At 62.4% G+C, this 11,711-nt stretch carries 12 protein-coding genes, 5 tRNA genes and 1 rRNA gene; 17 read left to right on the forward strand and 1 reads right to left on the reverse strand.

Going from position 1 to position 11,711, the window contains the following annotated elements; translation table 11 throughout:
• Window positions 1-20 precede the first annotated feature (20 nt).
• The 17 genes from rrf to BN1969_RS00225 all read left to right on the forward strand — a co-directional run bounded on the left by rrf (window position 21) and on the right by BN1969_RS00225 (window position 10,420).
• Window positions 21-136, forward strand: a 5S ribosomal RNA gene (gene rrf / locus BN1969_RS00145).
• 37 nt (window positions 137-173) lie between these two features.
• Window positions 174-249 (forward strand) — tRNA-Asn (locus BN1969_RS00150).
• A gap of 70 nt (window positions 250-319) precedes the next feature.
• Window positions 320-396 (forward strand) — tRNA-Ile (locus BN1969_RS00155).
• Window positions 397-399: 3 nt separating this feature from the next.
• Window positions 400-475: transfer RNA gene (locus tag BN1969_RS00160), tRNA-Trp, on the forward strand.
• Window positions 476-513: 38 nt separating this feature from the next.
• Window positions 514-590, forward strand: a tRNA-Asp gene (locus BN1969_RS00165).
• A gap of 56 nt (window positions 591-646) precedes the next feature.
• Window positions 647-722 (forward strand) — tRNA-Thr (locus BN1969_RS00170).
• Between the two features lie 1,004 nt (window positions 723-1,726).
• Complete coding sequence (locus tag BN1969_RS00175; RefSeq protein ID WP_050622443.1) at window positions 1,727-2,401, forward strand: response regulator transcription factor; 675 nt, start codon at window positions 1,727-1,729, stop codon at window positions 2,399-2,401.
• Window positions 2,388-3,398: a sensor histidine kinase gene (locus tag BN1969_RS00180; protein WP_050622444.1), complete on the forward strand. Its 1,011-nt coding sequence runs from the start codon at window positions 2,388-2,390 to the stop codon at window positions 3,396-3,398. The genes BN1969_RS00175 and BN1969_RS00180 overlap by 14 nt, the downstream gene beginning before the upstream one ends.
• A 78-nt stretch (window positions 3,399-3,476) precedes the next feature.
• On the forward strand, window positions 3,477-4,235 hold the full coding sequence (locus tag BN1969_RS00185) for an ABC transporter ATP-binding protein (RefSeq protein WP_050622445.1): 759 nt from the start codon (window positions 3,477-3,479) through the stop codon (window positions 4,233-4,235).
• Complete coding sequence (locus BN1969_RS00190; RefSeq protein ID WP_077138654.1) at window positions 4,216-6,162, forward strand: FtsX-like permease family protein; 1,947 nt, start codon at window positions 4,216-4,218, stop codon at window positions 6,160-6,162. Before BN1969_RS00185 ends, BN1969_RS00190 begins: the two co-directional genes overlap by 20 nt.
• Before the next feature lie 91 nt (window positions 6,163-6,253).
• Window positions 6,254-6,940 carry a tRNA (N6-threonylcarbamoyladenosine(37)-N6)-methyltransferase TrmO gene (gene tsaA, locus BN1969_RS00195; protein ID WP_050622447.1) on the forward strand — a complete coding sequence of 229 codons (687 nt, stop codon included), beginning with the start codon at window positions 6,254-6,256 and terminating at the stop codon, window positions 6,938-6,940.
• Between the two features lie 297 nt (window positions 6,941-7,237).
• A complete protein-coding gene (locus tag BN1969_RS00200) occupies window positions 7,238-8,032 on the forward strand; it encodes a YhfC family intramembrane metalloprotease (protein WP_050622448.1) in 795 nt (264 codons plus the stop codon).
• Between the two features lie 70 nt (window positions 8,033-8,102).
• On the forward strand, window positions 8,103-8,756 hold the full coding sequence (locus tag BN1969_RS00205) for a MerR family transcriptional regulator (RefSeq protein ID WP_050622449.1): 654 nt from the start codon (window positions 8,103-8,105) through the stop codon (window positions 8,754-8,756).
• Complete coding sequence (locus BN1969_RS00210) at window positions 8,740-9,000, forward strand: hypothetical protein (protein ID WP_050622450.1); 261 nt, start codon at window positions 8,740-8,742, stop codon at window positions 8,998-9,000. Before BN1969_RS00205 ends, BN1969_RS00210 begins: the two co-directional genes overlap by 17 nt.
• Window positions 8,984-9,256, forward strand: a complete 273-nt coding sequence (locus tag BN1969_RS00215; RefSeq protein ID WP_050622451.1) for a hypothetical protein — start codon at window positions 8,984-8,986, stop codon at window positions 9,254-9,256. Before BN1969_RS00210 ends, BN1969_RS00215 begins: the two co-directional genes overlap by 17 nt.
• Entirely contained in the window at window positions 9,237-9,548 is a 312-nt protein-coding gene (locus tag BN1969_RS00220) for a YbjQ family protein (protein WP_050622452.1), read from the forward strand. Before BN1969_RS00215 ends, BN1969_RS00220 begins: the two co-directional genes overlap by 20 nt.
• Window positions 9,545-10,420: a CPBP family intramembrane glutamic endopeptidase gene (locus tag BN1969_RS00225; RefSeq protein WP_082203426.1), complete on the forward strand. Its 876-nt coding sequence runs from the start codon at window positions 9,545-9,547 to the stop codon at window positions 10,418-10,420. The genes BN1969_RS00220 and BN1969_RS00225 overlap by 4 nt, the downstream gene beginning before the upstream one ends.
• A 67-nt stretch (window positions 10,421-10,487) precedes the next feature.
• On the opposite strand, the gene BN1969_RS00230 is transcribed toward BN1969_RS00225, so the two are convergent.
• A partial coding sequence (locus BN1969_RS00230; RefSeq protein ID WP_082203427.1) for a M16 family metallopeptidase occupies window positions 10,488-11,711 on the reverse strand: 1,224 nt, incomplete at its 5' end.

An 11,711-nucleotide genomic window follows, 5' to 3' on the forward strand; every position in this document is an offset into this window, starting at 1 on the left:
TTCTTTTCGGAGAAAGTAAAGTAGGTGCTGATTAGAGCGAGGGTCCACCCGTTCCCATTCCGAACACGGAAGTTAAGCTCGCTTCTGCCGAAGATACTTGCCTGGAGACGGGCTGGGAAAATAGGTAGTGCCTACACAAGGGTCCGGTCCAACCGGGCCGGACCCTTTCACATTCCTCAATAGCTCAGTCGGTAGAGCATGCGGCTGTTAACCGCAGGGTCGTTGGTTCGAGTCCAACTTGGGGAGCCAAAAATGCGGCTTGCCGCCACTTGCTCGTGACGGCAAGCCGTAATTTCAAAATAACGTGTGAACGGTTAATGGGCCTTTAGCTCAGTTGGTTAGAGCAGCCGGCTCATAACCGGCCGGTCCACGGTTCGAGCCCGTGAAGGCCCACCATATAGGGGTATAGCTCAGCAGGTAGAGCAGCGGTCTCCAAAACCGCGTGCCGAGGGTTCGATTCCTTCTGCCCCTGCCAGAGAGTTGCAGAGTGATCTGTTTTTATATTGATTAAATGGCTCGGTAGTTCAGTTGGTTAGAACGCCGGCCTGTCACGCCGGAGGTCGAGGGTTCAAGTCCCTTCCGAGTCGCCATTTAAAAATGTCAGGTTTTACCTGTTGCTGATATAACCCCCATTGGGGGAACGTATGCTGCTATAGCTCAGTCGGTAGAGCGCATCCTTGGTAAGGATGAGGTCCCCAGTTCAAATCTGGGTAGCAGCTCCACATCGGAGTAAGCGATACAAAGCTTGCTCCGATTTGTTTTATCAGTTAGAGAGCGTGCTCAGGCGTTGCGCCTCCTTATTCCAGCGGAGTGCGGTTTGGTTTGTGGTTTAATGTACCCGAAAGACCGGAATTATTTTACGAATCGGTCTTTCGGGTAAAAATTTGGATTTTCGGAAGGGTGTCCTCAAATAGAGGATACCCTTTATGTATTCAGTGAAAAAAACACGGAAACAGAACCAGGAAAAACGGTCAGAAGGAAAAGAAGAAGGACAGCCGCAATGATCAGGAGCAGAAGGGGTAGAATGTGGCTGCGGCCAGACTTGCTGGAGCGATGGGTGACCTGAATGGAAATATGAGTCGTGGCCGGAGAACTGGGAGGCTCCTCACTCTTTACAGAAGTAAGGGACTCTTTGGAGCCCTTTTTGAGAGAGGAAGTAGGGGGATTCATAATTTGAGTCATCCTTTCCTGTATCAAGTAATTGTCTGCCAGTATCTGAAAGAGTGCATCTTGTCTGGGAGGCACGCAAAACAAAATACCATGAAAAAAGGGGGAAGTCAAAACTAAAATTTAACAAAATAAGGGAGGGAGTCTGTGTGACCCTATTCATGAATAAGAAATCTGTGCAGAACGTAAAATTTATTTTTCTGATAGACTGAAGAAATATAAAGGAAGCTTTGGTAAAAAACTGGGAAATAGACACATATGAGAGAGGCACATGTTACCATCGTAATCCAAGGAGGGACAATTGTCTTTTAAAAGAAAACAAACAGGGGAAAGCAGTAGTTCTTGTGAAAATGCCGAGAAACAAAAAATCTGGAGCCCGTAGAAAGTATATTTTGCCGGCTGCGCTTTAGAAAACAGGAAATCGGCAGGGAGGGGCAAGGGGCTTCAGAGAAGGAAGATAGGGCTTGACTTGGCGGCAATATGCCAGGGAGCAGCGTAGACGCCCGGGCTTGGGCGTGGTACAATAGCGCCAAACGGGATGTAGAGGGGGACGGAGACCATGCGGAAGATCATGATCGTGGAGGATGACCCAGCCATCCGGGAGGAGCTGGCCCTCCTGCTGGAGAATGAGGGCTATCAGGCTCTGGCGGTGACGGATTTTGGGGACGTGCCGGGGCAGGCGGGGACCTTTGGGCCGGATCTGGTCCTGCTGGATCTGGGACTGCCCGGGCGGGACGGTTTCTCCCTGTGCGCCGAGCTTCGGAGACGATGCCCGGTCCCCATCGTGGTGGTGACCAGCCGGAACTCGGCGGCGGACGAGCTGCGGGCGCTCAGCCTGGGCGGAGACGACTACATCACCAAGCCGTACAGCATCCCCATTCTGCTTGCCAGGATCAAGGCGGTGCTGCGCCGTAGCGGAGGTCCCTCGGAGCCGGACATCCTGGAGGCTGGGGGAGTGCGGCTCAGCCTGTCCAGGGGGACCGTGTGGGCAAGTGGACGGACCGCGGAGCTCACCCGGAACGAGCTGAAGATCCTGGCCCACCTGATGGCCCACGCCGGGGAGATCGTGTCCCGGGCAGACCTGATCGAGGCGCTGTGGGACAGCAGGATCTATATCGATGACAACACCCTCAGTGTCAATGTGACCCGGCTGCGGAACAAGCTGGGGGAGCTGGGGCTGCCGGAGCAGATCAAGACCCGGCGGGGAATGGGGTATCAGTATGACGATCGCTGATTTTCTGTCCGACCGGCTGGGGCGGATTGTGCTCCAGGGGGGGTGCGCGGCGGCCTCCGCCCTCTTCCTGCTGGCCACCGGGACACAGCCCGGCGTGGTGGCTCTGCTCCTGATGGGGCTGATCCTGGTCTTTGTGCTGGCGCAGCTCTGGGAGTGCGTCCGGCTCCGCCGCCGCTTGGCGGAGCTAAAGGCCATTATGGAGGGGCTGGACCAGAAGCAGCTGTTTGCTGAGTGTGCCCCAAAGCCGGAAGGGCTCTGGGAACGGGAGCTGTTCGCCCTGATGCACCAGTCGGGCCAGGCCATGGTGGGCGCGGTGTCGGAGGCGCAGGCGGCCCAGCGGGAGTATCGGGAGTATGTGGAACAGTGGGTCCACGAGATCAAGACCCCCATCACGGCGGCCCGATTGATCTCCAGGACCGTAGGGCCGGATACCCGGCGCAGGCTGGAGCGGGAACTGGCCCAGATCGACGCCCACGTGGAGCGGGCCCTGTTCTATGCCAGGGCGGAGAGTCCGGAAAAGGACCTGGTGATCCGGGAGACCAGCCTGGAGGAGCTGGCGGACCAGGCCCTCCAGAGCCACAGGGCCCTGCTGATCCAGAGCGGGGTGCGGGTGGAGACCCGGGATCTGGATCAGAGGGTCTACACCGACGGGAAATGGGTATGCTTCCTGCTGGGGCAGCTGCTCCAGAACGCCGCCCGCTACCGCAGCGCCCAGCCTGTCGTCACCCTGTCCGCCCGGGCACTGGGGAGGCGGGTAGAGCTGACAGTGGAGGACAACGGTATCGGCATCCCCGCCCATGAGCTGCCCCGGATCTTTGACCGGGGCTTTACGGGCAGCAACGGCCGCAGCCGGGGCGGCTCCACCGGAATGGGGCTGTATCTGGCCCGGAGGCTGGCGGCTGCCTTGGAGATCGAGCTGCGGGCCGCCTCGGAGGAGGGAAAGGGGACCCGGATGACCCTCCTCTTTCCGGCCCGGGAGAACCTTTCAAAATTGTAAGCTGAGGCCATAGAAAGCCGATACCAGTGGGGCCGGTCTTGCAGTATCCTGTAAGGGACAGCAAAGGAGGAGATCAAGATGCTGCAAGTACGGAACATCGAAAAATACTACGGGAGCAAAAACAATGTGACCAAGGCGCTGGACCGGGTCAGCTTTGAAGTGGATGACGGGGAATTTATTGCCATCATGGGGGCGTCGGGCAGCGGGAAGACCACCCTGCTCAACTGCATCTCCACCATCGACACCGTCAGCGCCGGGGACATCCTGCTGGACGGGGAGAGCATCGCCGCCCTCCCGCCCCGGGAGCTGGCCCGGTTCCGCCGGGAGCGGCTGGGCTTTGTGTTCCAGGACTTTAATCTGCTGGATACCCTGACACTGGAGGAAAACATCGGCCTGGCCCTCAGCCTGAACCACACCGACCCGGAGACGGTGCAGCGCCGGGTGCGGGAGATGGCGGCCAGGCTGGAGATTATGGACGTGCTGGAGAAATTCCCCTATCAGGTATCCGGCGGCCAGAAGCAGCGGGCGGCCTGCGCCCGGGCCATGGTGGCCGGACAGTCCCTGCTGCTGGCCGACGAGCCCACCGGAGCGCTGGACTCCAAGGCATCCAAAAACCTGCTGGAGATCATGACCAGGATGAACCGGGACATGGGGGCCACCATCCTCATGGTGACCCATGACGCATACAGCGCCAGCTATGCCGCCCGGGTCCTCTTTCTGAAGGACGGCCGGCTGTTCCACGAACTGCTCCGAGGGGAGCGGGGGCGTCCGGTTTTTTACCATGAGGTCCTGGACGTGCTGGCTCTGCTGGGGGGTGATGTCAGTGACGTTATATAAGCTTTCCTGGCGCAACGCCCGGCGGCAGGCACGGGACTATCTGGTGTATTTCGTCACCATTGTGATGGCCGCCGCTCTGATCTATGCCTTCAACGGTCTGGTCTTTTCCCGGGAGATCGCCGATCTGTCGGAAAAACTGGCTTCTCTGCCCCTGATGATCGTCCTGGCCAGCGCGGCCGCAGTGCTCATCACCGGCTGGCTGGTCTCCTATACCACCGGCTTCATGCTCTCCCGCCGCAGCCGGGAGCTGGGCACCTATATTTTGATCGGGCTGGAGCACCGTCAGGTGGCCCGGCTGTTTTTTCTGGAAAACCTGGCGGTGGGCGGCGCGGCTCTGCTCCTGGGGCTGGCGGCGGGGGATCTGCTGTTTCAGGCATTGAGGGCTGTGATGCTGGCTCTGTTCGGCGCGCCCTACCGGGTCTCCCTGGCGTTCTCGCCCCCGGCGGTGGGGCTGACCCTGGTCTATTTTCTGTTCATCTACCTCTTTGCTCTCTTGAAAGGCCGGAGGCGCATCCGAAGGATGAAGATCCGGGAGCTGATCTACCTGGACCGACGGAACGAGGAGGAAGTCATCGAAAAAAGCCGGAGCCGCCGGCGGATCTTTGTTCTCTCGGTGATCCTGGGGGCAGTGGGGACCCTTCTGCTGCTGATGGGCGGGATGATCCCCAGCCTGCTGGGCACGGGGTGCGTCATCGCCTTCCTCTACGGGTTCTTTCTCAGCTTTGCCTCAGGGGTCCCCGCCTTTTTTGAAAGGCGTCCGGCGAAAAAGTACGCTGGGCAGACTCTGCTGGTCTTCCGCACTCTCACCGCCAAGCTGGCCACCATGGGGATCGTCATGGCCACGGTCTCCCTGCTGTTCACCGCCACCCTGATCGTGGAGGGGAGCGGGATGACCTTCAGCGCTATGTTTCAGAGCCGGATGGAAAAGGCATCCGCCTTTGATCTGTACATCGGCACGAAAAACGAGGCTCATCTGGATGCCTATCAGGACCAGATCCGCCGCTCTGTTCCAGTGACAGCGGTGCGGCGGTACGCGGTCTATCAGGGGGAGGACGCCCAGGTCACCGACTATCTGGCGGACCACGCCAGCTACCACAAGTTTTCCAGCCGGGACATGCTGATGGCATTCAGCGACTATGCCGCCCTCCGGGCCATGAAGGGGTGGCCCGCAGTGACTCTGGAAACTGGGGAGTATCTGATCCACTGCCAGGACTATCTGGGACCGTCCCTGGCGGACTACCGGCAGCCCATCCGGATCTCCGGCCAGACACTGGAGCTGGCGGGGATAGAGACAGGCCCGCTGAATCAGAATCTGTGGGATGCCAATGGACACGGCTTTGTGCTGGTGGTGCCCGACGAGCTGGCCCGGAACTGTCCAGTCAGCCACGGCGCCATAGCCGCCATGACAGAGGAACCGGTGAGTGGGGAACAGTTTGCGGGGCTCTGTGCCATCCGGGACCGCTATGACGCGGCCGAGGGCCTCTACGACACCCTCTACTCCAAGGCGGATCAGGAGACAGAAGCGGCCTCCATGTCCGCCATGGTGGTGTTTCCCCTGTACTATCTGGCGCTGGTCCTCACCATGACCGCCGCTACCATCCTGACAGTCCAGCAGCTCAGCGAGACAGACCGCTACCGGGGACAGCTCGCCCTGCTGCGGAAGCTGGGCATGGACCGGCGGGAGATGCGGCGGGCGCTGGGGTGCCAGTTTGCCATCTATTACGCCATGCCTGCCCTTCCGCCGGCGCTCATTGCAGTTCCCTTTCTCCTGAACCTGGGCGGCGCGGTGGAGCCGGGAACCATGACGGGGATCTATCACCCCGCAGCCATCACCGCCCTGGCGCTGGGGCTGTTCTGCCTGATCTACCTGTTCTATATCTTGATGGCCTATACCAGCCTGAAACGAAATGTCCTGCCACAAGAGTGACAGGGGCATGGACAGTGGGCCTGCCCTCCGCTATAATAGGGGCAGCAGGGGCCCGGGGGCCCGAAACAGATGCCTGTCAGGAGGAGAGCCCATGGAGACTGTGCCTATGAAAATCATTGCCCGCATCCACAGTGATTTCCCGTCCAAGTTCGGGATACCCCGCCAGAGCGGGCTGGTGGAGGCGCTGAAGGCCAGAGTGGTCTTTGAGCCGGACTTCCGCAGCCCGGAGGCGGTGCGGGGGCTGGAGGGGTTTTCTCACATCTGGCTGATCTGGCAGTTCTCCCAGGCGGTGCGGGAGGACTGGTCCCCCACGGTGCGGCCGCCCCGGCTGGGAGGCAATACCCGCATGGGGGTCTTTGCCACCCGCTCTCCCTTCCGGCCCAACGCTGTCGGGCTGTCCTCCGTCCGCCTGGAGCGGGTGGAGCCCCATACCCCCCAGGGCCCGGTGCTCCACGTGGCGGGGGCGGACCTGATGGACGGGACCCCCATCTTTGACATCAAGCCCTACCTCCCCTACGGGGACTGCCGGCCGGAGGCCACAGGGGGCTTTGCACCCGGGGCGGACCGGCTGCTGGAAGTGGAGTTCCCGGAGCGGTGGCTGTCCCTGCTGCCGGAGGACCGGCGGCAGGCGGCCGCGGGCGTGCTGGCCCAGGACCCCCGGCCCTCCTATCAGAGGGACCCGGAGCGGATCTACGGCATGGAGTTCGCCGGCTGGGAGATCCGTTTCCAGGTGCGGGGAGAGCGGCTGACGGTGGTGGAAGTAAAAGAGAAGGGCTGACAGAGAACAGGAAGGACCGCGGCGCGTACAGGGCCGAGGTTCTGGATAGAGAACGGCGGGCGCATGACAGGCGTCCGCTGTTTTTCTCTCCGGGCCCGCATCTCAATGCAGAGCGCGCCGGGGCACCCGTTTTTGGGAAAAACAGGGGTAAAACCGGCAGAAACACAAGTTTCCACCAGGGGGAAGGAAACTTTTTTTGCAGAAACCCTTGACTTTCTACCGGGGGAAAGGGGTAGGGTGGGCCCGAAAGCCGGCCGGGACAAAACGCCGGGGCCGGTCGAAAAAGGAGGGATAAAAATGGAAGGATACGGAACGATGCCTGGGGCCGCCATGGCCTGCATGACGGCCTCCCTGCTGATCGCCTTTGGCCTGCCCCTGGGACTGGGGCTGTTTTTCCGCCGGAGAGGCGGACGCTGGCGGGCCTTTCTTCTGGGGGCGGCGGTGTTTCTGGTATTTGCCCTGGTGCTGGAGCAGAGAGCCCACCAGCTCATCCTAGGCGGCCCTGCGGGCGGGGTCATTACGGGCGATCTGGGACTCTACGCACTGTATGGGGGCCTGATGGCGGGGCTGTTTGAGGAGACGGGGAGATTTGCCGCCTTTCAGCTGCTGAGGCGGAGCGGGAAGGGGGGCACGCCCCAGGACGCCCTGATCTACGGGGCGGGCCACGGCGGCATGGAGGCGGTGCTGCTGGTGGGGCTGACCAACGTCAGCAACCTGCTGCTCTCCTTCTGGCTGAACACAGGCACGCTGGAGCAGCACATGGGCCAGCTGGATGACGCGGCGGCCCAGGCGCTGGCGGCTGCGGTGGCCGCGCCGCCCCACACCTATCTGTGGGGCGGGCTGGAGCGGATCGTGGCCGTTGCCATCCACATCTCCCTGTCGGTGCTGGTCTGGCGGGCTGTGGAGCGCCGGGCGTCCCTGTGGCTCTTCCCCGCGGCCATCGCCCTCCACGCGGGGGTGGACGCCTGTGCCATCCTGGCCGCGGCCCATATGCCCCTGGCGGGGGTGGAGCTGGTGGCGCTGGTTTGGGCTGTGGCCCTGGCCGTGCTGGCACGGTGGATCTGGCGGCAGAGAGAGAAAAAATCTTTATGAAATGACGGAAAATGCTTGACCTTCCCCTCGCTGGAGGGTATAACCTAACCACAGAGCGAGGGGGATACCGATGAAGATCAACGAAGTCGAGGCCCTGGTGGGCATCACAAAGAAGAACATCCGCTTCTATGAGGAGCAGGGGCTGCTGAAGCCGGGACGGAACAGCCAGAACGGCTATCGGGAGTACGGCGAGCCGGAGGTGGAGCTCCTGCGGCAGATCAAGCTGCTGAGAAAGCTGGGAGTCCCCCTGGAGGAGATCCGGCAGATGCAGACGGGCAGCCGGACCCTGGGGGACGGGATGCGCCGGCATCTGGTCACGCTGGAGCGGGAGCGGAAGAATCTGGACCAGGCGGTCCAGTTCTGTCAGGCGCTGAAGGACCGGGAGGTCCGGTTGGACAGTCTGGACGCGGGGGGACTGCTCCGGGAGATGGAACAGATGGAGCAGGAGGGGGCTACCTTTCTGGACCGCCAGCAGGGAGACACCCGCAGGATCCGATATGTGGCCCCGGTGGTGGTGACGCTGCTCACCGTGTTCCTGATGGGGGGGCTGATCGCCCTGATGCTGTGGGGCTTCTCCATCGATGCGGAGGATGCGCCCCCGCTGCCCCTGCTGGTGGTGCTGGTGGCTATCCCGGGCGTGGTGATCCTGGGGGTCCTGCTGGCTATGATCCAGCGATTTCGGGAGATCGAGAAAGGAGAGGCGGAGGATGCGAAGCAATACTGACCGAAAACCCAGCCGGCTGGCCCCGGTCCTGGCGGCGCTGGGCACCATTTTGGTGGTGTTCATCCTGGTAGGCACCATGCTGTGGGCCTTCCTCAGCGCAGGCGGGGCGGATACCATCGCGGTGGGCGTCATGGCCCTGTACGGCGTGGTGGGGCTGGCGGTGGTGGGAGGAGTGCTGGCCGCCCTGATCCAGCGGCTGAGGGAAATTAAAAGAGGGGAGGAAGAGGATGCCAAAAAATATTGACCCGGGCCAGCGCGCCCAGAAGAAGGACGCCAGGAAGGGCGCGGCCTTTTTTGCCCTGGTCCAGCTGGCCATGGCACTGCTCCTGCTGTGGGGCAGATCCCAGCTGGCCGGACTGGAGGGGCTGGACTGGCTGCGGCTGCTCCTGTTGATCCTGGCAGTGGGCGACCTGGTGACCATCCCAGCCGTGTGGATCGTGCTGAAGCAACGAATGAAAGAAATTGAAGGAGGAGAGCTGGATGCTGCTCGTAAATATTGAATATATCCCTGGAAAAGAGATCGAGGCACTGGGCATGGTGAAGGGGACTGTGGTGCAGTCCAAGAATTTTGGAAAGGACTTCATGGCGGGTATGAAGACGCTGGTGGGCGGCGAGATCACCGGCTATACGGAGATGCTCAACGAGGCCCGGCAGATCGCGGTGAAGCGGATGGTGGATGAGGCGGAGGCCCTGGGGGCCGACGCGGTCATCAACGTGCGCTACGGCTCCTCCTCTGTGATGCAGGGGGCAGCTGAGGTCATTGCCTACGGCACGGCGGTGAAGTATAAATGACCGATCGGCCCGGGGGCAGGGAGATGGGGGGATATCTGCTCCTCTCCTATGGGACGGCGTGGGGGATCTGGCTGATGTGTGGAATGATGCCCCCGGGCGCTGTCACTGCTCAGCTGCTCAACACGGTGGTGATGTGGACGCCTGCCTTGGCGGTGTGGCTGATGTGGCTGGCGGGGAGGCGCAGACCGGTGCTGTCTTTCTCCCTGCGGCCCGCCCTGAGAAGGAACTGGAAGTGGTATCTGGCTGCCTGGGCCCTATCCCTGGCTGCCGCAGGCCTGGGTGCGCTGCTCTATTTTGGCGTATATCTCCGGGATTTTGACAGCACGCTTCCAGCCTTGGCGCCAATGATGGAACAGGCGGGGATCTCTAGGGGCACGGCGGTATCCCTGCTGCTTGGGGTACTGGTCTACGGTCCGGTGATCAATCTGTTCTTTGCCATAGGAGAGGAGATCGGCTGGCGGGGGTTTCTCTATCCGGCCCTGCGGCAGAGGATGTCCACCCTCCCTGCCTGCCTGCTGGTGGGCGCGATTTGGGGTTTGTGGCACACACCGATCAATCTTATGGGACACAACTATGGCACCAGCTATCCCGGCTTCCCATGGTTGGGGATTCTGGGGATGTGCCTCTTTACCACCTCGGCAGGCAGTTTCCTGGCCTGGCTGTCGGAGAGGAGCGGTTCCCTCTGGCCAGCGGCGCTGGCCCACGGGACGATCAACGCCGCCGCACAGGTCGCTCTGCTGTTCCGGGGGGCGGAAGGGGCAGTGCGCCAGATCTGGGGTCCTGCCGTCACCGGCATACTGGCGGGGATGCCCATGCTGGTCCTGTCGGCTGTCCTTCTGGTGCGGAAGGAGAGCTGGCGGAAAAGCTGGTAAAATCGTAAAAGCCCGGGGCGGCACATCAGTGCCGCCCCGGGCTTTGGTCTGTGACAGAACTGGGGGGTCAGCGGGAAAGCCGCTGGGCGTACTCCTCCGCCGGGGCCACCCGGCCCACCGCGGACAGAGAGAGCTGGGAGAAGTCAAAGATCTGCTCCGCCAGCTGCCGCAGCTGGGAAACGGTGACCGCGTCATAGGCATCCAGAATGTCGTCCTGCTCCAGCACGGAGCCATAGAGCAGCTGGGAGGTGCCCAGGTGGCTCATGCGGGCCTGAATGGATTCCAGCCCCATGAGCACGCTGGCCTTGGCCTGCTCCCGGGCCCGCTCCAGCTCCTCCTGGGTGGGGCCGTGCTCCGCCAGCTCCCGGAGCAGGGCGCAGGCGGCATCCAGCGCCTCCCCCTCCAGCTCGGGGCTGAGGGCGGTGTACACCCCCAGCAGGCCGGTGTCGGCGTGGTCGGCTACATAGGAGTAAGTGGTGTAGCACAGCCCCCGCTTCTCCCGCAGCTCCTGAAACAGCCGGGAGGAGACGCCGCCCCCCAGGATGGAGTTGAGCAGCAGCAGCTGGTAACGGCGGGGGTCCAGATAGCTGAAGGCGGGGAAGGCCAGGATCAGGTGGTTCTGCTCCGTGGGCTTTCGCCGGACGGTGAAGGCGGGGCGGTAGCGGGCCCCCTTGCAGCTGGGGACGTGGCCGGGCTCCAGCTCAGAGAGGATGGCGCGCAGCTCCTCCACGGCCTGGGGGGTGAAGCTGCCGGTGAGGGCGGTTACCAGATTGCCGGGGCGGTAGTGGGCCTCCTGATAGGCCCGAAGGCTCTCCCCTGTCATCTTGTTCAGGGTGGAGGCTTTCCCCAGGATGGGGCGGGACAACGGGGAACCCTGGTAGACCGCGGCGGCCAGCCGCTCCGCGGCCAGGTCCTCCGGGGTATCCTCATACATCCCGATCTCCTCCAGAATGACCCCGCGCTCCAGCTCTACGTCCCCCTGAGCAAAGCGGGAGTGGAACAGCATGTCGCTGAGCAGGTCGATGGCCCGGTGCAGGTGGCTGTCCAGACACCGGGCATAGTAACAGGTGAGCTCCTTAGTGGTATAGGCGTTGATCTGCCCGCCGATGGCGTCGGTCTCCCGGGCCAGAGCGCCAGCGTCCCTCCGCTGGGTCCCCTTGAAGGACATGTGCTCAATAAAGTGGGCCGCGCCGCTCTCCGCGGCGCGCTCGTGGCGGGAGCCGGGGCCCCCAAAAAAACCCCCGGGCGCCGAGGGGGGGCCCGGGACGAAGTCGGGCCGCAGCTTTTCCCC

Origin of the sequence: Clostridium phoceensis, from assembly GCF_001244495.1 — a bacterium.
Taxonomy (GTDB): Bacteria; Bacillota; Clostridia; order Oscillospirales; family Oscillospiraceae; genus Lawsonibacter; species Lawsonibacter asaccharolyticus.